The 20,902-nt window shown below is 69.6% G+C and carries 21 protein-coding genes and 1 pseudogene; 12 read left to right on the plus strand and 10 right to left on the minus strand.

Annotation, left to right across the window (positions count from 1 at the left end):
- The first annotated feature begins 44 nt into the window (after positions 1 to 44).
- Entirely contained in the window at positions 45 to 1,199 is a 1,155-nt protein-coding gene (locus tag AC1DTW_RS15090; RefSeq protein ID WP_477982031.1) for a tetratricopeptide repeat protein, read from the plus strand.
- 47 nt (positions 1,200 to 1,246) lie between these two features.
- On the plus strand, positions 1,247 to 2,128 hold the full coding sequence (gene ubiA / locus AC1DTW_RS15095; protein ID WP_477982032.1) for a 4-hydroxybenzoate octaprenyltransferase: 882 nt from the start codon (positions 1,247 to 1,249) through the stop codon (positions 2,126 to 2,128).
- Positions 2,129 to 2,156: 28 nt separating this feature from the next.
- Here ubiA and AC1DTW_RS15100 read toward each other — a convergent pair whose 3' ends face one another.
- From AC1DTW_RS15100 to proC, 4 genes are all read right to left on the minus strand, one after another.
- The gene (locus AC1DTW_RS15100) at positions 2,157 to 2,567 is read right to left on the minus strand and encodes an Hsp20/alpha crystallin family protein (RefSeq protein ID WP_477982033.1); all 411 of its coding nucleotides are present in this window, start codon (positions 2,565 to 2,567) and stop codon (positions 2,157 to 2,159) included.
- Between the two features lie 26 nt (positions 2,568 to 2,593).
- Positions 2,594 to 3,043, minus strand: coding sequence for an Hsp20/alpha crystallin family protein (locus tag AC1DTW_RS15105; RefSeq protein ID WP_477982034.1), 450 nt, complete (start codon positions 3,041 to 3,043; stop codon positions 2,594 to 2,596).
- A gap of 132 nt (positions 3,044 to 3,175) precedes the next feature.
- Positions 3,176 to 4,447, minus strand: a complete 1,272-nt coding sequence (locus tag AC1DTW_RS15110) for a Glu/Leu/Phe/Val family dehydrogenase (protein WP_477982107.1) — start codon at positions 4,445 to 4,447, stop codon at positions 3,176 to 3,178.
- Between the two features lie 172 nt (positions 4,448 to 4,619).
- On the minus strand, positions 4,620 to 5,435 hold the full coding sequence (gene proC, locus AC1DTW_RS15115; protein ID WP_477982035.1) for a pyrroline-5-carboxylate reductase: 816 nt from the start codon (positions 5,433 to 5,435) through the stop codon (positions 4,620 to 4,622).
- A gap of 62 nt (positions 5,436 to 5,497) precedes the next feature.
- Here proC and AC1DTW_RS15120 point away from each other — a divergent pair, with 62 nt between their 5' ends.
- Positions 5,498 to 5,983, plus strand: a complete 486-nt coding sequence (locus AC1DTW_RS15120; protein ID WP_477982036.1) for a GFA family protein — start codon at positions 5,498 to 5,500, stop codon at positions 5,981 to 5,983.
- A 12-nt stretch (positions 5,984 to 5,995) separates the two neighbouring features.
- Here AC1DTW_RS15120 and AC1DTW_RS15125 read toward each other — a convergent pair whose 3' ends face one another.
- On the minus strand, positions 5,996 to 9,031 hold the full coding sequence (locus AC1DTW_RS15125) for an L-glutamate gamma-semialdehyde dehydrogenase (RefSeq protein ID WP_477982037.1): 3,036 nt from the start codon (positions 9,029 to 9,031) through the stop codon (positions 5,996 to 5,998).
- Positions 9,032 to 9,125: 94 nt separating this feature from the next.
- On the opposite strand from AC1DTW_RS15125, the gene AC1DTW_RS15130 reads away from it, so the two are divergent.
- The 3 genes and pseudogenes from AC1DTW_RS15130 (at position 9,126) to AC1DTW_RS15140 (ending at position 10,757) form a co-directional block, all read left to right on the plus strand.
- Complete coding sequence (locus tag AC1DTW_RS15130) at positions 9,126 to 9,608, plus strand: Lrp/AsnC ligand binding domain-containing protein (protein ID WP_477982038.1); 483 nt, start codon at positions 9,126 to 9,128, stop codon at positions 9,606 to 9,608.
- 34 nt (positions 9,609 to 9,642) lie between these two features.
- Positions 9,643 to 9,816, plus strand: a pseudogene (locus AC1DTW_RS15135) (helix-turn-helix domain-containing protein); the annotation flags it as partial.
- A gap of 443 nt (positions 9,817 to 10,259) precedes the next feature.
- Complete coding sequence (locus AC1DTW_RS15140) at positions 10,260 to 10,757, plus strand: GNAT family N-acetyltransferase (RefSeq protein WP_477982039.1); 498 nt, start codon at positions 10,260 to 10,262, stop codon at positions 10,755 to 10,757.
- On the opposite strand, the gene AC1DTW_RS15145 is transcribed toward AC1DTW_RS15140, so the two are convergent.
- A complete protein-coding gene (locus AC1DTW_RS15145) occupies positions 10,670 to 11,635 on the minus strand; it encodes a helix-turn-helix transcriptional regulator (RefSeq protein ID WP_477982040.1) in 966 nt (321 codons plus the stop codon). The genes AC1DTW_RS15140 and AC1DTW_RS15145 overlap by 88 nt on opposite strands.
- Positions 11,636 to 11,739: 104 nt before the next feature.
- Here AC1DTW_RS15145 and AC1DTW_RS15150 point away from each other — a divergent pair, with 104 nt between their 5' ends.
- Positions 11,740 to 12,633 (plus strand): DMT family transporter, encoded by an 894-nt coding sequence (locus AC1DTW_RS15150; RefSeq protein ID WP_477982041.1) that lies wholly within the window; start codon positions 11,740 to 11,742, stop codon positions 12,631 to 12,633.
- Here the strand turns inward: AC1DTW_RS15150 and AC1DTW_RS15155 are convergent.
- On the minus strand, positions 12,625 to 13,326 hold the full coding sequence (locus tag AC1DTW_RS15155) for a YggS family pyridoxal phosphate-dependent enzyme (protein ID WP_477982042.1): 702 nt from the start codon (positions 13,324 to 13,326) through the stop codon (positions 12,625 to 12,627). The two genes, AC1DTW_RS15150 and AC1DTW_RS15155, sit on opposite strands and share 9 nt — an antisense overlap.
- 77 nt (positions 13,327 to 13,403) lie before the next feature.
- On the opposite strand from AC1DTW_RS15155, the gene AC1DTW_RS15160 reads away from it, so the two are divergent.
- The 3 genes from AC1DTW_RS15160 (at position 13,404) to AC1DTW_RS15170 (ending at position 16,554) form a co-directional block, all read left to right on the plus strand.
- Positions 13,404 to 14,447: a type IV pilus twitching motility protein PilT gene (locus tag AC1DTW_RS15160; RefSeq protein WP_477982043.1), complete on the plus strand. Its 1,044-nt coding sequence runs from the start codon at positions 13,404 to 13,406 to the stop codon at positions 14,445 to 14,447.
- An 11-nt stretch (positions 14,448 to 14,458) separates the two neighbouring features.
- Positions 14,459 to 15,595: a PilT/PilU family type 4a pilus ATPase gene (locus AC1DTW_RS15165; RefSeq protein ID WP_477982044.1), complete on the plus strand. Its 1,137-nt coding sequence runs from the start codon at positions 14,459 to 14,461 to the stop codon at positions 15,593 to 15,595.
- A 65-nt stretch (positions 15,596 to 15,660) separates the two neighbouring features.
- Positions 15,661 to 16,554 carry an NAD(P)-dependent oxidoreductase gene (locus AC1DTW_RS15170; RefSeq protein WP_477982045.1) on the plus strand — a complete coding sequence of 298 codons (894 nt, stop codon included), beginning with the start codon at positions 15,661 to 15,663 and terminating at the stop codon, positions 16,552 to 16,554.
- On the opposite strand, the gene AC1DTW_RS15175 is transcribed toward AC1DTW_RS15170, so the two are convergent.
- From AC1DTW_RS15175 to AC1DTW_RS15185, 3 genes are read right to left on the minus strand one after another with little or no spacing between them, the layout of a single operon-like run.
- Positions 16,555 to 17,205, minus strand: coding sequence for a BON domain-containing protein (locus tag AC1DTW_RS15175; protein ID WP_477982046.1), 651 nt, complete (start codon positions 17,203 to 17,205; stop codon positions 16,555 to 16,557). It abuts the gene before it with no gap.
- Positions 17,202 to 17,798, minus strand: coding sequence for a phosphoheptose isomerase (locus AC1DTW_RS15180; RefSeq protein WP_477982047.1), 597 nt, complete (start codon positions 17,796 to 17,798; stop codon positions 17,202 to 17,204). Before AC1DTW_RS15180 ends, AC1DTW_RS15175 begins: the two co-directional genes overlap by 4 nt.
- A 41-nt stretch (positions 17,799 to 17,839) precedes the next feature.
- A complete protein-coding gene (locus AC1DTW_RS15185) occupies positions 17,840 to 18,220 on the minus strand; it encodes a YraN family protein (protein WP_477982048.1) in 381 nt (126 codons plus the stop codon).
- 16 nt (positions 18,221 to 18,236) lie between these two features.
- Between AC1DTW_RS15185 and rsmI the strand changes: the two genes are divergently transcribed.
- A complete protein-coding gene (gene rsmI, locus AC1DTW_RS15190) occupies positions 18,237 to 19,133 on the plus strand; it encodes a 16S rRNA (cytidine(1402)-2'-O)-methyltransferase (protein WP_477982108.1) in 897 nt (298 codons plus the stop codon).
- Positions 19,134 to 19,226: 93 nt separating this feature from the next.
- Positions 19,227 to 20,702: a metalloprotease TldD gene (tldD, locus tag AC1DTW_RS15195; RefSeq protein ID WP_477982049.1), complete on the plus strand. Its 1,476-nt coding sequence runs from the start codon at positions 19,227 to 19,229 to the stop codon at positions 20,700 to 20,702.
- Positions 20,703 to 20,902 lie beyond the last annotated feature (200 nt).

A 20,902-nucleotide genomic window follows, 5' to 3' on the forward strand; every position in this document is an offset into this window, starting at 1 on the left:
AATTTCCCCGCGCGGGGCCGAAGATTGAGGGACTGGTCGCCCCCATGAAAGCCGTCGTCGCCCTCACGTTGATCGCGTGGCTATTGGCCGGCTGCGCGACGCCGCCGCCGATGCCGCCGAGCGCGGATCTGTTCCACGATGAACTCTTCGCTGCGCCGACGGTCTCGGTCGATGCGGCCCAGGCCATGGCGCTGAGCGAGCCGATGCGTGTCTACATCGAGACCCGCCTGCGCCACGGGCCATTCGGCGTCGACCGGCGCCGCTGGCTGATGGAGGCGCTGTACCGCAAAGGTGATTTGCGCCTTGAGTACGACGCGAGCATGACGCGCACCGCCGCGCAGGCCTTCGACGCGCGTTCCGGCAACTGCCTCGCCCTGGTGATGATGACCGGCGCGCTTGCGAAGGCGATCGGGCTGACCGTGCGCTACCAGGTGGTGCTCGGCGACGAAGCCTTCGACCGCGCCGGCGACATCGCGATCTCGATCGGGCATGTCAACCTGACGCTGGACGACCGGATGCAGCGCCTCGGCGTGCTGACGACCGAGCGCGATCCGTGGACGATCGACTTCCTGCCGTCGCAAGATACCCGGGTGCTGCGCACGCGCACCGTGCAGGAGAACACCGTCATCGCGATGTTTCTGAACAACCGCGCAGTCGAGGCGCTGGTGCGCGGCGGCGCCGACGACGCCTATTGGTGGGCGCGCGAGGCGATCGCACGCGATCCGGAGCTGCTCAGTGCCTACGTGACCTTGGGCGTGATCTATCGTCAGCGCCAGCAGCCGGCGCTGGCCGAGGCGGCATGGGCCCGTGTCAACGAGCGCGAGCCCGACAACACGCAGGCGCTTGGGAACCGGATCCTCGCGCTGCGCGACCTGGGCCGCTTCGCCGACGCCCGTGCGCTGCAGGCGCGACTCGATCGGCTCGATCCGCACCCGCGCTTCGTTGACTTCCAGCTCGGCATGGCGGCGCTGCGCGAGCACCGCTTCGACGACGCGCGGCGCCTGTTCGAGCGCGAGGTCAGGCGGGCGCCCGACTACCACGAGTTCCATTTCTGGCTTGCTGTGACCTATGCCGAACTGAACGACACGGCGCACGCTGCCGAACACCTGGCGCGCGCGATGGAGACGAGCACGACGCGACGCGACCACGATCTCTACGCAGGCAAGCTCGCCCGGTTGAAGGCCCTGCGCACGCCGTAGCGGTGTCGCGCATCGGCGGGGCAGCCGTGGCTGCGGATAATTCGCGCGTGAGCACCGATCTCCCCACCGCCCCGCCGCCGAGCCGGCTGCACCTGTACCTCGACCTGATCCGCTGGGATCGGCCGGCTGGCAGCTATCTGCTGCTGTGGCCGACGCTTTCGGCGCTGTGGCTCGCGGCCGGCGGCTTTCCCGGCTGGCACCTGGTCGCCGTGTTCGTGCTCGGCACGTTTCTGATGCGCAGCGCGGGCTGTGCGGTCAACGACGTCGCCGATCGCGATTTCGACAAGCACGTGAAGCGCACCGCGCAGCGCCCGGTGACGAGCGGCGCGATCCGCCCGCGCGACGCGCTGCTGTTCGGCGCCGCGCTCGCGCTGCTGGCGTTCGCGCTGGTGCTGACGACGAACGCCGCGGCGATCGCCTGGAGCGTCGTCGCGCTCGCGGTCAGCGTCGTCTACCCGTTCACGAAGCGCTTCTTCTCGATGCCGCAGGCCGTGCTCGGCGTCGCGTTCAGCTTCGGCATCCCGATGGCGTTCGCCGCGGTGCAGGGCCAGGTGCCGGCGCTCGCCTGGGGGCTGCTCGTCGGCAACCTGTTCTGGGTGCTGGCCTACGACACCGAATACGCGATGGTCGATCGCGACGACGACCTGAAGATCGGCATCCGGACCTCGGCGATCACGCTCGGCCGCTTCGACGTGGCCGGCGTGATGGCCTCCTACGGCCTGTTCATCGCGATCTGGGCCGCGCTCGGCACCGGGCTCGGCCTGCACTGGCCGTACTTCGCCGGCCTCGCGGCGGCGGCGCTGATCGCGGCATGGCACTACACGCTGATCCGCGATCGCTCACGCGACGGCTGCTTTCGCGCGTTCCGGCTGAACCACTGGCTCGGCCTTGCCGTGTTCGCCGGCGTCGCGCTCGACAGCATGGTCTGAGGGCGGCGCACGGAGTGCCGCCCCGCGCTCAACCGACCCGAACGCTGATGCGCCGCGGCTTCGCGTGCTCCTGCTTCGGGATGCGCAGGTTCAGCACGCCGTCCTTCAGGTTCGCTTCGATGCGGCTGGTGTCGAGCTCGCGGCTCAGCGTGAAGGTGCGGCGGTAGCGCGGCACGCGCACCTCGGCGTAGACCGATTGCAGCTGCTGCGGCATCGGCGTCGTGACGACACCTTCGACGAGCAGCGTGTCGCCCTCGATCTTCAGCTCGAGGCTGTCCCTCGGCACACCGGGCAGGTCGGCGAGCAAGGTGATGCCCGAATCGTCCTCGAGCACGTCGACGCGTGGCACGACGAAGCGGCTGTCGGCGCCCTGCGTTGCGGTGGTCGGGGTGACGTTGCTGCCCTTGTCGGCCGTGGTCAGAGACTGTTCCTTGTCCATGGCGAGTTCTCCTGTCATTCGAGGGCTCACTGGATCGCGATGCGCGTCGGTGCCGGCGGGTTGCGGCGCGCGATGGTGATGTGCAGCACGCCGTCGCGGTAGCTGGCGTCGACCTTCGACGGATCGGCATCGTCGGGCAGGCTGATCGCGCGGCGGAACGCCCCGCCGACGCGCTCGCGGCTGTAGACGTTGACCTTGCCATCGGCCGACGGCAGGGTCGCCGGGCGCTCGCCGGCGAGCGTGAGCACGCCGCGGTCGACCGTCACCTCGAGCTTGGACGCGTCGAGCCCCGGCGCGAACGCGTAGACCTCGACGTTCTCCGGCGTGTTGCCGACGTTGATCGCCGGGAATGCGCCGGGCGCCACCGAGCGAATCGCCGCGGGCCGGCCGACGCCGAACAGGTCGTCGAGCTGGTCGTACAGGCGCTGAAAGTCCCCGGCGAACGCGCCGGGGAAACTGAACAACGATTCATACATGGCCAAATCTCCTTTCGCTGGGTCCGTTGAAAAACCTGCGGCGCCGCGATCGGGCCGGCGCTGCCGAAAAGATAAATATTGGCCCGGGCCGGCGCTTTCAAGAGGCCGGTTGCACGGTGTCGATCCTGTCGATCAGGGATACAGGCCGCGCTCTTCGCGCGCGGTCAGGATGCGCTCGCAGGCGACCGCGAACGTGGCGGTGCGCAGGCTGATCTTGTGGCGGTCCGCGGTGTCCCAGATCTTGCGCAGCGCGTCGACCATGATCTTGTCCAGGCGCACGTTGATCTCGTCCTCGCTCCAGAAGAACGACGAGAAATCCTGCACCCACTCGAAGTAGCTGACGGTCACGCCGCCGGCATTGCAGATGACGTCGGGCACGACGAGCACGTTGCGGTCATGCAGCACGTCGTCGGCGTCGGGCAGCGTCGGCCCGTTCGCGCCCTCGAGGACGAGCTTGGCCCGGATGCGCTGCGCGCGCGCGGCGGTGATCTGCGACTCGAGCGCGGCCGGGATCAGGATGTCGCAGTCGACATCCCAGAACGACTCGTTGTCGACGCGCTCGGCGCCGGCGAAGTTGCCGATGCCGCCGTCGCGCTTGAGCGTCTCCATCGTGCCGGCGATGTCGAAGCCGTTAGGGTTCACCAGCGTGCCGGTGTGATCCTGCACCGCGACCAGCTTCGCGCCGGCCTGCACGAACAGTTCGGCCGCCGCACCGCCGACGTTGCCCATGCCCTGCACCGCGATGCGCACGCCGTCGAGGTTCAGGCCGATGCGGCGCGCCGCTTCACGGCCGGTCACGAACACGCCGCGGCCGGTCGCCTTGACGCGGCCGAGCGAGCCGCCGAGGTGCAGCGGCTTGCCGGTGACGACGCCGGTGGCGGTGCCGCCGGTGTTCATCGAATAGGTGTCCATCATCCAGGCCATGATCTGGCCGTTGGTGTTGACGTCGGGCGCCGGGATGTCGCGCTGCGGGCCGATGATGATGCCGATCTCGCTGGTGTAACGGCGCGTCATGCGCTCGAGCTCCTTGAGCGACAGCAGCTTCGGGTCGACGCGGATGCCGCCCTTCGCGCCGCCGTACGGCAGGTTCACCGCGGCGCACTTGACCGTCATCCAGGCGCTCAGCGCCATCACCTCCTCGAGCGTCACGTCGGGGTGGTAGCGCACGCCGCCCTTGCCCGGGCCGCGCGACAGGTTGTGCTGCACGCGGTAGCCCTCGAAGTGGGCGACGCTGCCGTTGTCGAGCTCGATCGGCACGTCGACGATCAGCGCGCGCTTCGGGCGCTTCAGCGTTTCGGACCAGCGCGCGAGGTTGCCGAGGTAGGGCAGCACGCGGTCGACCTGCGAGATGTAGGTGTCCCAAGCGGTGTCGCCCTTCTGGCTGACGTAGGAGAGGTAGCTCATGTGGGTCTCGATGAGGTTGGGGTTCATGCTCCGGCGCCGCGTGCTCGTGGCGCGCGGGCCTGCATGGGGCGAGACTGTAGACCCGCCGCAGCGCAAAGTGGCTGTTCCCCCCATGCGGGCTTTGCATGAGCCGCGGCGAACCCGGCATCGCCGCGGCGCGCTGCCCAGGCGCCTAGCGCCCGAATTCGTCGCCGAGTTCGCGGGCGCGCTGCTGCGCGGCGCGCATCGCCTGCACGAAGGCCGTCTTGACGCCGCGCGCCTCGAGCATCGAGAGCGCCGCATGGGTCGTGCCGCCTTTCGAGGTCACGCGCTCGCGCAGCACCTCGGGCGCCTCGTCCGATGCCTGCGCCAGCGCGGTCGCGCCGGCGAAGGTCGCGAGCGCGAGCTGCTTGCCCTGCGCCTCGCTCAGGCCCATCTCGCGCGCGCCCTGCATCATCGCCCCGATGAAATAGAAGACATAGGCCGGCCCCGAGCCGGACAGCGCGGTGACGGCGTCGAGATCTTCCTCACGATCGACCCAGAGCGTGCGCCCGGTCGGCGCGAGCACCGCCTCGACCTCGGTGCGATCGGCCGCGGTGACCGCGTCGCGCGCGAACAGCCCGGCGATGCCCTGGCCGATCAGCGCCGGCGTGTTCGGCATCGCACGCACGACGCGCGCCGCGCCGGTCGCGTGCGCGATCGCGTCGCTGCGCAGGCCGGCCATCACGCTGAGCTGCAGGGCCTGCCCGACGTACGCCGCGCACGGCGCCGCGGCGGCCTGGAAGAACTGCGGCTTGACGGCCCAGACGATCGTGGCGGCCTCGGCGAGCGCGGCGTCGGCGGCGGCGAAGCTGCGCACGCCGAACTCGGACTGCAGCTTCGCGCGCTGGGCATCACCCGGGTCGACGACGAGGATCGAGCCGGCCGCGCGGCCGCTCTTGATCAGGCCGCCGATGATCGCGCCGGCCATGTTGCCGCCGCCAATGAAAGCGAGTGCCTTTGACTTCATCGTGACGGTGCGATCATGATCATGCGCAGAGTGTACGCATCGACATCGAAGGAGTTGTTGCCATGCATCTGGAAGGTTCGTGCCATTGCGGTGCCGTCAGCTTCGAGCTGGAGTCGTCGAGCGCGGTGCCGTTCATGCATTGCCACTGCTCGATCTGCCGCAAGACGGCCGGCAGCGGCGGCTACGCGATCAACCTCGGCGGTGACGCGGCGACGCTGAAGGTGCGCGGCCGCCGGCATCTCGGCGTGTACCACGCACTGCTGCGCGAGCCGGGCCGGCGCACGACGCGTTCGAAGGCCGGCCGACACTTCTGCCTCAAGTGCGGCAGTCCGCTGTGGCTGTGGGACCCGCGCTGGCCTGAGCTCGTGCACCCGCATGCGTCGGCGATCGATACCGAGCTGCCGAAGCCGCCCGAGGTCTTCGAGATCGGTCTGGCGTGGGCGCCGGCCTGGGTCGATGTGCCGCGCGGACCCGGACATGTGCATGTCGACGAGATGCCGAGCGAATCGCTGGAGGCGTGGCACAAGCGTCACGGGCTGTGGCAGTAGCACGCCGCCGCCTCAGTGAGCCCCGGCGAGCAGCGCAGCGTTGCCGCCGGCGGCCGCGGTGTTGATCGTCACGGTCTGCTCGGCGCAGAAGCGATACAGGTAGTGCGGGCCGCCGGCCTTCGGTCCGGTGCCCGACAGCCCCTCGCCGCCGAACGGCTGCACGCCGACGACCGCGCCGATCATGTTGCGGTTCACGTAGACGTTGCCGATGCGCGCCGCGGCTGCGAGGCGCAGCGCACGCGAGTCGATGCGGGTCTGAATGCCCAACGTCAGCCCGTAGCCGAGTGCGTTGATCTGCGCGATGACCTGGTCGACGTCGCCGGCCCAGCGCACGACGTGCAGCACCGGGCCGAAGATCTCTTCGGTCACGTCGGCGATGCGCGCGAGCTCGAACGCGATCGGCGCGATCAGCCGCGGCAAGCCCGATTCGACCGGCGCCGCGCCGATCAGCGTGGCCTGCGCGCGCAGCCGCGCGATGTGGGTGCTCAGGCCCTCGAAGGCCTCGGCGTCGATGACCGGGCCGACGTCGGTCGCGAGCAGCGCCGGGTCGCCAACGCTGAGTTCCCGCAGCGCGCCGCGGATCATCTCAATCATGCCGTCGGCGATGCTCTCGTGCACGCACAGCAGGCGCAGTGCCGAGCAGCGCTGGCCGGCCGAGCGGAACGCGCTCTGCACGACGGCGTCGACGACCTGCTCGGGCAATGCGCTGCTGTCGACAATCATCGCGTTGATGCCGCCGGTCTCGGCGATCAGCGGGACCATCGGGCCGTCTTTCGCGGCGAGCGTGCGGTTGATGATCCGGGCCACCGCGGTCGAGCCGGTGAAGCAGACGCCGGCGGCGCGCGCGTCGGCGACGAGCGCGGCGCCGACCGTTTCGCCGGGGCCGTGCAGCAGCGCGAGCGCATCGCTCGGCACGCCGGACTCGAAGAGCAGTGCGACGAAGCGCTGCGCGACGGCGGGCGTCTGCTCGGCCGGCTTGGCCGCGACGGCGTTGCCGGTGACAAGCGCCGCCGCGACCTGCCCGGCGAAGATCGCGAGCGGGAAATTCCACGGGCTGATGCAGACGAACACGCCGCGCCCGTGCAGGTGCAGCTCGTTGCTTTCGCCGGTCGGCCCGGGCAGTGCCTGCGTCGCGAGGCGCAGCTCGGCCTGGTCGGCGTAATAGCGGCAGAAGTCGACCGCTTCGCGCACTTCGGCGACACAGTCGCCGAGCGTCTTGTGCGCCTCCTTCACGAGCAGGCCGCAGAACTCGGGCAGGCGCGCCTCGAGCGCGTCGGCAGCGCGGCGCAGCACTGCGGCGCGCTGCGCCAGCGGCGTGCGGCTCCAGCCGCGCGAGCCGGCGTGCAGGCGCGCCATCGCGGCGTCGACTTCGGCCTTCGTCGTTTCGGGCACGGTCGCGACCACGCTCGCTGCAAGCGCGCCGTCCAGCGGCGCGCGCTCGGCCAGGCAGGCGATATCGACACCGGCCGAGTTCGCGCGGCCGCTGCGCGGGTCGTGGCCGTCCCATCCGTACAGCGCGACCGGCGGCGCGATGCCCGCGCGTGCGGCCGGCACGAGCGGCGACGCGAGCAGCACATCGATGTCGACCGCTTCGTCCGACAGCTGGTGCACGAACGACGAGTTCGCGCCGTTCTCGAGCAGCCGGCGCACCAGGTAGGCGAGCAGGTCGCGGTGCTCGCCGACCGGCGCATAGACGCGCACCGGGACCGCGCTGTCGCGCATCAGCTCGCGGTAAACGCCTTCGCCCATGCCGTGCAGTCGCTGCATCTCGTAAGCCGCGCCCTTGGATTGCGCCATGCCGACGATCGCCGCGATCGTGCCGGCGTTGTGGGTCGCGAACTGCGGGTAGATCACGTCGGCGTTCGCGATCAGCGCGCGCGCGCAGGCGAGGTACGAGATGTCGGTGTGGTGCTTGTGCGTGAACACCGGGTAGCCGCTCAGGCCGAGCTCCTGCGCGCGCTTGATCTCGCCGTCCCAGTACGCGCCCTTCACGAGGCGGACCATGAAGCGCAGCCCGTGCGCCCGCGCGATCCGCGCGACCTCGGCGACGACCTGCAGCGCGCGCGTCTGGTACGCCTGCACTGCAAGGCCGAAGCCGCGCCACTGCGGGAACTCGCGCGCCACGCGTGCGCTCAGCGCCTCGAACACGTCGAGCGAGAGTTCGAGGCGGTCGCTCTCTTCGGCGTCGATCGTCAGGTTCAGGTTCGCGCGCGCGGCCGACTCCATCAGTTGCCAGACGCGCGGCAGCAGTTCGGTGAAGACGCGCTCGCGCTGCGCCTCCTCGTAGCGCGAGAACAGCGCGCTGAGCTTGATCGAGATGCCGTCGGCGCTTTCCGGGCTGTCGGCGACGCGGCCGCTCGCGATCGCGTCGATCGCGTTCCGGTACGACGCGAGGTAGCGCTGCGCGTCGGCCTCGGTACGAGCGCCTTCGCCGAGCATGTCGTAGCTGAAGCGCAGGCCACCCTGCGCCTTGCGCGCGGACGACGCCTCGCTCATCGCCTCCTTGATCGAGCGGCCGAGCACGAACTGCCGGCCGAGCAGCTGGATCGCACGCACGGTCGCGGCGACGACCGTCTGCGCGCCCAGGCGCTTCAGGATGCCACTTTCCGAATCGTTCTCGGGCAGGAAGCGTTTCGACAGCGCGATCGCGCTTGCCGACAGGTTCGCGAGCAGCTTGTGCGGGCCGCCCGCGGACCGGGCTCCGCCCGGTCCCTCGTGGCCCTTTGCCGCATCGAACTCGGCCTTGCCGAGCTGATCGGCGGTCAGCGCGATCGCGGTTTCGGCGTCGGGCACACGCAGCAGCGCCTCGGCCAGGCGCATCAGCGCGAGGCCCTCGGCGCTCGAGATCGGGTACTCGCGCAGCAGCGATTCCATCGCCCAGAACGGCGCCGGGTGCTCGCGCACGGCCTGCACCCAGGGCCGCGCACTGCGCGCGGCGGCGGGCCAGTCGACGGCGCCTTCGATGTCCTGCAGCAGCGCCGACAAGACCGCGAATTCATCGCGGTACGGGTACGGCAGGCGGGCGGAGGGCGGTGCGACGCTGAACATGGGCAACCTCGTGGGGTGGATTGGTTGCTAGGTTATGGATATGTCTCTAGCATTAATCTCCGAAATCAACTCGGACTACGGAGAATAATTCGGCATGGGCATCGAAGAACCTTCGCCGCCGGCGCTCGACCGCACCGACGCGCGAATTCTGCGCGTGCTGCAGGCGGATGGCCGCATCTCGAACCTGAAGCTGGCCGAGGCGGTGCATCTCTCGCCGACCGCGGTGCTCGAACGCGTCAAGCGCCTGACGCGCGACGGCTTCATCCTCGGCTACGAGGCGCGGCTGAACCCGGACAAGCTCGGCGCCGGGTTGCTGGTGTTCATCGAGGTCGTGCTCGACCGCACGACGCACGATGCGATGAACCTCTTCAAGGCCGCGGTGCAGGTGCGACCGGAGATCCTGGAATGCCACCTCGTCGCCGGCGGCTTCGACTACCTGATCAAGACCCGGGTCGCCAACATGCAGGCCTACCGCGAGTTCGTCGGTTCGGTGATCTGGGCGCTGCCAGGCGTGCGCGAGACGCGCACCTACGCCGTGATGGAGGAGGTCAAGAACACGACGTTGCTGCCGATTTGACGACGTTTCCAACATGTTGGACAATGTATCCATCATGACGGAACAAGCTCTCCCCGATCTCGACGACATCAACCAGCGCATCGCCCACCGCGTCGCCGCGCTGCGGGCCGAGCGCGCGCTGTCGCTGGACGCACTGGCCGCGCGCAGCGGCATCAGCCGCTCGACGATCTCGCTGATCGAGCGTGGCGAGACGAGCGCGACCGCCGTCGTGCTCGAGAAGCTCGCCGGCGGGCTCGGCGTCGCGCTCGCGGCGCTGTTCGAGGTCGAACGCGATGCGCCCGGCCCGCTGATGCGGCGTGCCGAGCAGACCGAGTGGCGCGATCCGGCCTCGGGCTACCTGCGGCGCAACGTCTCGCCGCCGGACTATCCCTCGCCGCTGCGCATCGTCGAGGTCGAGTTTCCCGCGGGTGGCTGCGTCGTGCTCGAAGGCGGCACACCGGCGAATGCGGTCGACGAGCAGGTCTGGGTGCTCGAGGGCGCGATGACGCTGACGCTCGGCGACGCCAGCCACCGATTGGAGGCGGGCGACTGCCTCGCGCTGCACATCGATGGGCCGATCGAATTCCACAACCCCACCCGGCGCCCGGCGCGCTACGCGGTCGTGATCGCGACTGCCACGCCGCTGCGGGCCGCCGGCCGACAGGCGCCACGATGAAGATCGAGCTCGACGACCTCTCCCGCCCGGCGATTCACGCGCTGCTCGACGAACACCTGCGCAACATGCACGCACTCGGGCCGCCGGAAAGCGTGCACGCGCTCGACCTCGAAAAACTGCGCCAGCCCGAGATCACGTTCTGGTCGGCCTGGGAGGGCGAGGTGCTGCTCGGCTGCGGTGCGTTGCTCGAGCTGGACCGCCGGCATGGCGAGATCAAATCGATGCGCACACCCGAGGCGCGGCGCCGCACCGGCGCGGGACGAGCCTTGCTGACGCACATCATCGAGGTCGCGCACGCCCGTGGCTACGAGCGCCTGAGTCTGGAGACCGGGTCGGTGGCCGCCTTCGAGGCGGCGCACCGGCTCTACGAGAGCGCTGGCTTCGCGCGAACCGGCCCGTTCGGCACCTACGCCGAGGACCCGAACAGCATCTTCATGACGCTGGCGCTGGCACCGGCCTCGCGCGCGGCCGGCGGCGCGTCCGCCGCGCGATAGCGCGCGGCCGAGGCCAGCCCGGCGCGGCGCAGTGCCGCGTTCAGGTGCGACAGGTGCGCGTAGCCGCAGCGCGCGGCGATCTCGGCGAGCGACAGCCGGCGCTCGCCCAGCAGGTCCCGTGCATGCGCGAGCCGGCGCTGCATCACCCAGGCGTGCGGGCTGCAGCCGAAACTGGACTTGAACATGCGCGCGAAGTGGTGCTCGGACAAGCACGCCGCATCGGCCAGCGCGGCCAGGCTCAGATCGCCGATCGGTTCGCGCAGGCCCGACTCGATGCGCTCGAGCACGCGGCGGCGCGCCGCGGGCGCGAGGCCGCCGCGCACCGCCCGCGGCGAATGCCGATGCACGGTGTGTCGGGCCAGCAGGCGCGCCTGCACGTCGAGCGCGAGTTGCTGCAGCTGCAGCGGTGCGTCGGTCGCTTGCCAGTCGGCCGTGGCGATGCGGGTGAGCAGCGCTTCGAGCGGGGCGTCGCGAAAGTAGATCTGATCGGCCAGCGTCGCGCTGCGCGGATCCAGATCGAACCAGCGCTCGGCCGCCTGCGCGAGCTGCAGCTGCGGCAGGTACAGGTGCAGCAGCTGCAGCTCGTCGTCGATCACCCAGCGCGAGTCGTGGCCAGCCGGCAGAACGCACATCGCGCCCGGCTCGCCACGCGCCGCGGGCGCTTCGATGCAGCGCACCGCGCGGCCGCCGGTCAGGTAGAACGACAGCGTGTGGTGTTCGGGCTGGACATACTCGGCCGCGGTGTCGGCGTTGCGCCAGTGCGCCAGCCACGCGCCGCCGGGCAGCGCCTGCGCGCGGCGCAGCGTCGCGCGCGAGCGCAGCAGCGCACTGCCGACCGAGAGCTGGGCGACGGGAGACGACGGGCCGGACGCATCCATGCGCGCAGCTTAAGCCGCGACGGCGCTGCGTCGTCGGCGCTCGGCGACAAATGCGCAAGTTCCTGCCACGCGAGGGAACGGCGCCGCCGCAGACTGCGGCCACGATGACGAACCTGATGCTCTACCTGACGACCGTGCTGATCTGGGGCACGACCTGGATCGCGCTGAAGCTGCAACTCGGTCCGGTGCCGATCCCGTGGTCGATCGCCTACCGCTTCTGGCTCGCGGCCGCCGTGCTGCTCGCCTGGTTGGCGTGGCGGCGTGCCTGGCGCATGCCGCCGCGCGGGATCTGGCCGCATCTGCTCGGCCAGGGGCTGTGCCTGTTCTGCCTGAACTTCATGTGCTTCCTGTACGCGAGCCAGTGGATCGCCAGCGGCCTGGTCGCGGTCTGCTTCTCGACCGCGCCGGTCTGGAACGCCTTGAATGGCCGGCTGTTCCACGGCAAGGCGTTGTCGGCGCGCGTGATCCTCGGTGCCGGGCTCGGCCTGGCCGGTCTGCTGCTGCTGTTCGGCGGCGAGGTGCTGAAGGACCTGGGCCGGCCGCAGACGCTGTGGGGTCTGGGGCTGGCGCTCGCCGGCACATATTGCTTCTCGCTCGGCAACCTGCTGTCGGGTGCGATGCAGCGCCTGGGCCAGACGCCGATCCAGACCAACGCATGGGCGATGGCGATCGGTGCGACGCTGGTCGCCGCGTGGGCGGTGGTCAGCGGGCAGCCGATGCGCTTCGATGCCTCGCCACAGTACGTCGGCGCGTGGCTCTATCTCGCGATCCCGGGTTCGGTGATCGGCTTCACGGCGTACCTGACACTGGTCGGCCGGATGGGCGCGGACCGCGCGGCCTATTGCACCGTGCTGTTCCCGATCGTCGCGCTGAACGTCTCGGCGCTCGTCGAGGGCTATCACTGGACCGCACCGGCGCTGCTCGGCCTGATGCTGGTCGCGGCCGGCAACGCGGTGGTGTTCTGGCGCGGCGGACTGCCGCGGCTGCGCTCAGCCTGACACGGCCGGGCGCGCGCCGAAGATCGCGCTGCCGACGCGCACCAGCGTGGCGCCCTCGGCGATCGCGGCTTCCAGGTCCGCGCTCATGCCCATCGACAGGGTGTCCAGCGCCAGCCCGCTCGCTTGCAGCCGGGCCAGCAGTTCGCGCAGCGCGCGGTGCGGTGCGCGCTGCGCGGCGAAGTCGGCCGCGGGTTCGGGGATCGCCATCAGGCCGCGCAAGTTCAAGCCCGGCAGTGCCGCCACCGCGTGCGCGAGCTCGGGCACTTCGTCGGGCCGCAGCCCGCTCTTGCTCGGCTCGCCGCTGATGTTGACCTGCAGGCAGACCTGCAACGGCGCCCGATGCGCGGGGCGCTGCTCGCTCAGCCGCTGCGCGATCTTCAGCCGATCGACCGAATGGACCCAGTCGAACTGCTCGGCGACCACGCGTGTCTTGTTCGATTGCAGCGGGCCGATCAGATGCCATTCGAGCCGCTCGCGCAGATCGCCGAGCGCGGCGATCTTCTCGACGCCCTCGAGCACGTAGTTTTCGCCGAAGCGGTGTTCCCCGGCCGCCACAGCCTCGCGCACCGCCTCGGGACCGAAAGTCTTGCCGACGACAAGCAACGTGACGCTTCGCACGGGCCGCCCGGCCTGCGCGCAGGCACGCGCCACACGCTCGTGCACTTGTTGTATGTTGTCTGCGATCATCGCCATAATGCGCCGAGTATCCCGCAGCGCCTGCGCGCGCTGCCCGGCCTGCTGTGGCCCGGCGCCAACCCACCCGAGACCCGATGGATATCACCCAACTGCTGGCGTTTTCGGTCAAGAACAAGGCCTCCGATCTGCACCTGTCGGCCGGGCTGCCGCCGATGATCCGCGTGCACGGCGATGTCCGGCGCATCAACGTCGACCCACTGGACCACAAGCAGGTCCACGGGATGGTCTACGACATCATGAACGACTCGCAGCGCAAGGCCTACGAAGAGGCGCTGGAGTGCGATTTCTCGTTCGAGATCCAGGGGCTCGCGCGCTTTCGGGTCAACGCGTTCAACCAGAACCGCGGTGCCGGTGCGGTGTTCCGGACCATCCCGTCGAAGATCCTGACGCTCGAGAACCTGAACGCGCCGAAGATCTTTGCCGAGCTGTCGCTGAAGCCGCGCGGCCTCGTGCTCGTCACCGGGCCGACCGGCTCGGGCAAGTCGACGACGCTGGCGGCGATGGTCAACCACCTGAACGAGAACGAGTTCGGCCACGTGCTGACGGTCGAAGACCCGATCGAGTTCGTGCACGAATCGAAGAAGTGCCTGATCAACCAGCGCGAGGTCGGCCCGCACACGCTGAGCTTCAACAACGCGCTGCGCTCGGCGCTGCGCGAGGACCCGGACGCGATCCTGGTCGGCGAACTGCGTGATCTGGAGACGATCCGCCTCGCGCTGACCGCCGCCGAGACCGGCCACCTGGTGTTCGGCACGCTGCACACCTCGAGCGCCGCGAAGACGGTCGACCGTGTCGTCGACGTGTTCCCCGCGGCCGAGAAGGAGATGGTCCGCGCGATGTTGTCGGAGTCGCTGATCGGCGTGATCTCGCAGACGCTGTGCAAGACGAAAGACGGCAGCGGCCGGGTCGCGGCGCACGAGATCATGCTGGGCACAGCGGCGATCCGCAACCTGATCCGCGAAGCGAAGATCGCGCAGATGTACTCGTCGATCCAGACCGGCAACGCGATGGGCATGCAGACGCTGGACCAGAACCTGGCCGACCTCGTGCGGCGCAACGTCGTGTCGCCGGCCGAGGCGCGCGGCAAGGCCAAGTTCCCCGAGAACTTCCCTGGATAGAGGAACAAGACATGGAACGCGACCAGGCCTCCAAATTCGTCAACGACCTGCTGCGGCTGATGGTCTCGCGCAACGGCTCCGACCTGTTCCTGACCGCCGACTTCCCGCCCGCGATCAAGGTCGACGGCAAGGTCACGAAGGTCTCGCCGCAGCCGCTGACGGCTCAGCACACGCTGGCGCTGACGCGCTCGGTGATGAACGACAAGCAGGCCGCGGAGTTCGAGCGCACGAAGGAGTGCAACTTCGCGGTCGCGCCGCAGGGCGTCGGCCGCTTTCGCGTCAACGCCTTCGTGCAGCAGGGCAACATCGGGATGGTGATGCGGACGATCCCGCAGGTCATCCCGACGATCGACAGCATGAACCTGCCGCAGGTGCTGAAAGATGTCGCGGTCACGAAGCGCGGCCTTGTCATCTTCGTCGGCGCGACCGGCTCGGGCAAGAGCACCTCGCTGGCGGCGATGGTCGACTACCGCAACGAGAACTCGTTCGGCCACATCATCACGATCGAAGACCCGGTCGAGTTCGTGCACGCCCACAAGAACTGCATCGTCACGCAGCGCGAGGTCGGCATCGACACCGAAGGCTGGGAAGCGGCGCTGAAGAACACGCTGCGCCAGGCGCCCGATGTGATCCTGATGGGCGAGATCCGCGACCGCGAGACGATGGAGCATGCGGTCGCGTTTGCCGAGACCGGCCACCTGTGCCTGGCCACGCTGCACGCGAACAGCGCGAACCAGGCGCTCGACCGGATCATCAACTTCTTCCCCGAAGAGCGGCGTGCGCAGCTGCTGATGGACCTGTCGCTGAACCTGAAGGGGCTGATCTCGCAGCGCCTGATGCCGCGCCAGGAAGGGCGCGGCCGCGTCGCGGCGGTCGAGATCATGCTGAACACGCCGTTGATCTCCGACCTGATCTTCAAGGGCGAGGTCGCCGAGATCAAGGAGATCATGAAACGCTCGCGCGAGCTCGGCATGCAGACCTTCGACCAGGCGCTGTTCGACCTGTACGAGGGCCAGGCGATCACGTTCGAGGATGCGCTGCGCAACGCCGATTCGGTCAACGACCTGCGCCTGCAGATCAAGCTGCACAGCCAGCGCGCGCGCAGCAGCGATCTCTCGGCCGGCACCGAGCACCTGACCATCGTGTAGGCTCGTGCCATCCCATTCCGGCGGCCTCTTCGGAGGCCGCTTCGCATTTGAAGGAGCGTTTCGCGATGACCAGCAAGACCTACGAACCGATGCCCGCAAGACGCGTCGCCTTTCTCGGCCTCGGCGTGATGGGCTATCCGATGGCCGGCCACCTGGCGCGCGCCGGTCATCGGGTGACGGTCTACAACCGCACGCCGGCGAAGGCCGCGCAATGGGTCGCCGAACACGGCCACGCGAGCGCCGCCACGCCGCGCGAGGCCGCGGCGCAGGCCGACATCGTGTTCGCCTGCGTCGGCAACGACGACGACCTGCGCTCGGTCGCGCTCGGCATGCAGGGCGCGTTCGCCGCGATGAAGCCTGGCGCGGTGTTCGTCGACCACACGACTGCGTCGGCCGAAGTGGCGCGCGAGCTGAGCGCCGCGGCGCGGCCGCTCGGGCTGCAGTTCATCGATGCGCCGGTCTCGGGCGGCAACCTCGGCGCGATCAACGGCGCGCTGACCGTGATGTGCGGCGGCGATTCGGCCGCGTTCGAGTCGATCCGGCCGGTGGCGATGGCATTCGCGAAGGCCGTGACAAGGCTCGGCGAGAGCGGGGCCGGGCAGCTCGCGAAGATGGTCAACCAGGTCGCGATCGCCGGGTTGCTGCAGGGCCTGGCCGAGGCGATCGCGTTCGGCACCCGGGCCGGGCTCGACATGCGTGCCGTCCTCGAGGTGATCGGCAAGGGCGCCGCGCAGAGCTGGCAGATGGACAACCGCGGCCCGACGATGATCGACGACCGGTTCGACTTCGGCTTCGCGGTCGACTGGATGCGCAAGGACCTCGGTCTGGTGCTCGACGAGGCCAGGCGCAACGGTGCACGCCTTCCGGTGACCGCGCTGGTCGACCAGTTCTATGCCGACATCCAGGCGCAGGGCGGCAACCGGCTCGATACCTCGAGCCTGCTGCGCCGGCTGCGCTGATCAGGGCTTGTTGGCGGCCGGCAGGGGCGCCGGCTTCGGCTGCAGGTCGGCCAGTTCGGCCTCGGTGACGATCTCGAAGACCTTGACGACCTTCTGCACGCCGCTGACGCCGCGTGCGATGTCGGCCGCGCGATTCGCCTCGCGCTCGGTCACGCGCCCCATCAGGTAGACGATGCTGCGCTCGGTGACGACCTTGTATGCGTTGACCTGAACGTCCTTCGCGTCGACGAAGCTGGCCTTGACCTTGCTCGTCAGCAAGGTGTCGTTCGAGCGGTTGCCGAACGACGCGGCCGGGCCGATCGCGACCTCGTTGACGACCGAACGCACGTTCTCGATGCCGGCCGCCACGCGCTCGACCGCGCCCTTGTCGGGCTCGGCCAGCACGGTGCCGGTCAGCAGCACGATGCGGTTGTAGCTCGTGATGCTGACGTTGCCGCGATCGCCGAGGATCTCGTTGATGCGCTTGACGCCCTTCAGCTCGATCGCCTGGTCGTCGACCTGCGTGCCCGAGGTGCGGCGATCGGTCACGACCATCGAACTGCCGACGATCGCGCCGCCGAGCAGCAGCGGGGCGCAGGCGCTCAGCGTGGTGACGGCCGCGAGCGCGGCGAGCAGCGCGGTCAGGCGCGGCGAAGGTGTCGTCAAGGTCATGTGTTTTCCTGTTCGCCCAGCAATTGCAGGTCGACCGCGTCGCACAGGCAATGCAGCGTCAGCAGGTGCACCTCCTGGATGCGCGCGGTGCGTTCGTGCGGGACGCAGATCAGTACGTCGGTCTCGGTCAGCATCTCGCGAATCTTGCCGCCCTTGTGGCCCGTCATCGCGATCACGACCATCTCTTTCGCGCGCGCCGCTTCGATCGCGGCGATCACGTTGTTCGAGTTGCCGCTGGTGCTGATCGCGAGCAGCACGTCGCCGGGGGCACCGAGCGCCTGGACCTGCTTCGAGAAGATCGAGTTGAAGTCGTAGTCGTTGCCGATCGCGGTCAGGATCGAGCTGTCGGTCGTCAGCGCGATGGCCGCGAGGCCCGGGCGCTCGCGCTCGAAGCGGCCGACGAATTCGGCCGCGAAGTGCTGGGCATCGGCGGCCGAGCCGCCGTTGCCGCAGGCCAGCACCTTGCCGCCGGCGGTGATGCAACCGACGAGTGCGCTGACCGCGTCGGCGATCGGCTTGGCGAGCACCTCGGCGGCCGCGTATTTCAGGTCGGCGCTGTCGAAGAACTGTTGTTGGATGCGTTGTTCAAGCATGGGCATGGATCATATGACACCGATGCACCAGGCTGGTTCCATCACGAGGCATCGAACGCGGCGCGCAGCCACTCGATGTGCCCGCCGTCGATCGCGACGACATCGAAGCGGCAGGGCGGCAGCGTGCGCTGGGTGCGCAGGAAATGCTGGGCCGCGAGCATCAGGCTGCGCTGCTTGGTTGCGCCGACGCTGGCGGCCGCGCCGCCGTGATTTGCGCCGCGCCGCGCGCGCACCTCGACGAAGACCAGCGTGCCGTCGCGTTCGCGCAGGATCAGGTCGATCTCGCCGCCGCGCGCGTTCGGCCCGCGCGCGACCCGATAATTGCGCTGCACCAGGGTCAGGCCCTGGGCCAGGAGGTGCGCCAGCGCGCGTGCCTCGCCCGCGTCGCCGCTTTCCTTTGTCGAAACCCCTGTCGTGACCACACCCGTCGCCTCGTTGATGCTGCAGGCCGCCGCGAGCGCGGCCGGCGCGCAGCAGTACCCGCCGGGCGCACTGTACGTGGTCGCGACGCCGATCGGCAACCTCGCCGACATCACGCTGCGCGCGATCCATGTGCTCGCGCTGGTCGATGCGGTCGCCTGCGAGGACACGCGCCACAGCGCACCGCTGCTGCGCCAGCTCGGCATCGACGGCAAGGCGCTGATCGCGGTGCACGAACACAACGAGCGCGAGGCGGCCGCCGGCGTGCTGTTGCGCCTGGCGCGCGGCGAACGCGTCGCGTACATCAGCGATGCCGGCACGCCGGCGATCAGCGACCCGGGCGCGGCCCTGGTGGCTGCGGTGCGGGCCGCGGGCTATCGCGCGCTGCCGATCCCTGGCGCGAGCAGCGCGGCCGCCGCGCTCAGCGTCGCCGGCGACGCGATCGGCGGGCCGTTCACGTTCAGCGGCTTCCTGCCGCAACGCAGCGGCGAACGCGCGCTCGCGCTGAAGCAGCTGGCCGCGAGCCCGCAGACGCAGGTGCTGTTCGAGGCGCCGCATCGCGTCGACGCGCTCGCCGCGGCGCTGGCCGAGGCCTGCGGCGCGCGCGCGCTGACCGTCTGCCGTGAACTGACGAAGCAGTTCGAGACCGTGCACACCCTGCCGGCGAACGAGTTGCGAGGCTGGCTGGCGGGCGACGCCAACCGCAGCCGCGGCGAGTTCGTGCTGGTGCTGCATGCGCTGGGCGCGGTCGCCGACGCCGACCCGGCCACCGCCTTCGATGCGACGCTGCGCACGCTGCTCGCTGGGTTGCCGCTGAAGCAGGCCGTCGCGCTCGCCGCCGAATTGACGGGCGCGCCGCGCAACGCGCTGTACGAGCGCGCGCTGGCGCTGAGGAACGCGACGGACGACGCATAGCCGGCAAGCGCACTGCAGGGGCAAGCGGGCGGCGTCATTGCGCGCGATCGGCCGACTCCTACAATCGCGCGACACCGCTTCAGGACGCCGCCCATGATCTCCCGCGAACCCACGATCGAGCGCCTGGCCGTCGCGCGCTCGCTGCTGCTCGAGCCCTTTGGCCTGACCGACGCGACGCTGTCGAAGGCGCTTGCGACGATCGCGACGCACCGGATCGACGACGCCGATCTGTACTTTCAGTACACGCGCAGCGAAGGCTGGAGCCTCGAGGAAGGGATCGTCAAGAGCGGCAGCTTCGGCATCGACCAGGGTGTGGGCGTGCGTGCGGTGGCGGGCGAGAAGACCGCTTTCGCGTACTCCGACGACATCACCGAAGCTGCGCTGATGGATGCTGCGATGACGGTGCGCACGATCGCCGCCGCCGGCCAGAGCCGCAAGGTCAAGGTCGGGCCGAAGCAGAAGGTCGGGAGCAGCCGCGTGTTGTACGCGCCGATGGACCCGATCGCGACGCTCGACAGCACGCAGAAGGTCGCGCTGCTCGAGAAGGTCGAGAAGCTCGCGCGCTCGAAGGACCCGCGCATCGTGCAGGTGATGGCGGGCCTGGCTGGCGAATACGACGTGGTGATGATCGCGCGCGCCGACGGCACGCTCGCTGCCGACGTGCGCCCGCTGGTGCGCCTCAGCGTCACGGTGATCGCCGAGCAGACGATCGATGGCGAGGTGCGCCGCGAGGTCGGCTCGGGCGGTGGCGGCGGGCGTTTCGGCTTCGGCTACTTTCACGACGAGATCATCGAGAGCTATGTGCAGGACGCCGTCAACGCCGCGCTGACGAACCTCGAATCGCGGCCTGCGAAAGCCGGCGAGATGAGCGTGGTGCTTGGCCCGGGCTGGCCCGGCGTGCTGCTGCACGAGGCCATCGGCCACGGCCTGGAGGGCGACTTCAACCGCAAGGGTTCGAGCGCGTTCAGCGGCCGCGTCGGCCAGCGTGTCGCGGCCAAGGGAGTGACGGTGCTCGACGACGGCACGCTCCCGGACCGGCGCGGCTCGCTGAACGTCGACGATGAAGGCAACCCGAGCCAGCGCAACGTGCTGATCGAGAACGGCATCCTGAAAGGCTACATCCAGGACTCGATGAATGCGCGGCTGAGCGGCGTCGGCCCGACCGGCAACGGCCGGCGCGAGAGCTACGCCGCGGTACCGATGCCGCGCATGACCAATACCTACATGCTCGGCGGCGACAAGACGCGCGAAGAGATCGTCGCGGGGCTGAAGCGCGGGCTGTACGCAACCAACTTCGGCGGCGGCCAGGTGGATATCACGAGTGGCAAGTTCGTGTTCTCGGCGAGCGAGGCGTTCTGGGTCGAGAACGGCAAGATCCAGTACCCGGTGAAGGGCGCGACGATCATCGGCAACGGGCCGGACGCGCTGACCCGCGTCAGCATGATCGGCAACGACATGAAGCTCGATCCGGGCGTCGGTGTCTGCGGCAAGGAAGGGCAGAGCGTGCCAGTCGGCGTCGGCCAGCCGACCTTGCGCATCGACCGACTCACCGTTGGCGGAACCGCATGACGATGACAGCCCCAAGGCCGCCTTCGGCGTCCGGCCCCCGAGGGGCGCTCGGACCGCTTGGGGCGGCCCGGCGCTGGCCCGAGACGCCGAATGCGTGTGCTACATTCCCGCTCATGCTTTCCCGCGCCTTTTACTTTGCGTATTTTTGGTTCTCGCACCGCCCTGCGGCCGGAGAGGCCAGCGCACACGCCAAGTAAACG

Source organism: Rhizobacter sp. P5_A1, assembly GCF_056400745.1.

Coding starts and splice junctions, on each gene's coding strand:
- AC1DTW_RS15090 (WP_477982031.1), top strand. CDS start 45: ATGAAAGCCGTCGTCGCCCTCACGTTGATCGCGTGGCTATTGGCCGGC.
- AC1DTW_RS15100 (WP_477982033.1), bottom strand. CDS start 2,567: ATGGACAAGGAACAGTCTCTGACCACGGCCGACAAGGGCAGCAACGTC.
- AC1DTW_RS15105 (WP_477982034.1), bottom strand. CDS start 3,043: ATGTATGAATCGTTGTTCAGTTTCCCCGGCGCGTTCGCCGGGGACTTT.
- AC1DTW_RS15110 (WP_477982107.1), bottom strand. CDS start 4,447: ATGAGCTACCTCTCCTACGTCAGCCAGAAGGGCGACACCGCTTGGGAC.
- proC (WP_477982035.1), bottom strand. CDS start 5,435: ATGAAGTCAAAGGCACTCGCTTTCATTGGCGGCGGCAACATGGCCGGC.
- AC1DTW_RS15120 (WP_477982036.1), top strand. CDS start 5,498: ATGCATCTGGAAGGTTCGTGCCATTGCGGTGCCGTCAGCTTCGAGCTG.
- AC1DTW_RS15125 (WP_477982037.1), bottom strand. CDS start 9,031: ATGTTCAGCGTCGCACCGCCCTCCGCCCGCCTGCCGTACCCGTACCGC.
- AC1DTW_RS15130 (WP_477982038.1), top strand. CDS start 9,126: ATGGGCATCGAAGAACCTTCGCCGCCGGCGCTCGACCGCACCGACGCG.
- AC1DTW_RS15140 (WP_477982039.1), top strand. CDS start 10,260: ATGAAGATCGAGCTCGACGACCTCTCCCGCCCGGCGATTCACGCGCTG.
- AC1DTW_RS15145 (WP_477982040.1), bottom strand. CDS start 11,635: ATGGATGCGTCCGGCCCGTCGTCTCCCGTCGCCCAGCTCTCGGTCGGC.
- AC1DTW_RS15150 (WP_477982041.1), top strand. CDS start 11,740: ATGACGAACCTGATGCTCTACCTGACGACCGTGCTGATCTGGGGCACG.
- AC1DTW_RS15155 (WP_477982042.1), bottom strand. CDS start 13,326: ATGGCGATGATCGCAGACAACATACAACAAGTGCACGAGCGTGTGGCG.
- AC1DTW_RS15160 (WP_477982043.1), top strand. CDS start 13,404: ATGGATATCACCCAACTGCTGGCGTTTTCGGTCAAGAACAAGGCCTCC.
- AC1DTW_RS15165 (WP_477982044.1), top strand. CDS start 14,459: ATGGAACGCGACCAGGCCTCCAAATTCGTCAACGACCTGCTGCGGCTG.
- AC1DTW_RS15170 (WP_477982045.1), top strand. CDS start 15,661: ATGACCAGCAAGACCTACGAACCGATGCCCGCAAGACGCGTCGCCTTT.
- AC1DTW_RS15175 (WP_477982046.1), bottom strand. CDS start 17,205: ATGACCTTGACGACACCTTCGCCGCGCCTGACCGCGCTGCTCGCCGCG.
- AC1DTW_RS15180 (WP_477982047.1), bottom strand. CDS start 17,798: ATGCTTGAACAACGCATCCAACAACAGTTCTTCGACAGCGCCGACCTG.
- rsmI (WP_477982108.1), top strand. CDS start 18,237: ATGCTGCAGGCCGCCGCGAGCGCGGCCGGCGCGCAGCAGTACCCGCCG.
- tldD (WP_477982049.1), top strand. CDS start 19,227: ATGATCTCCCGCGAACCCACGATCGAGCGCCTGGCCGTCGCGCGCTCG.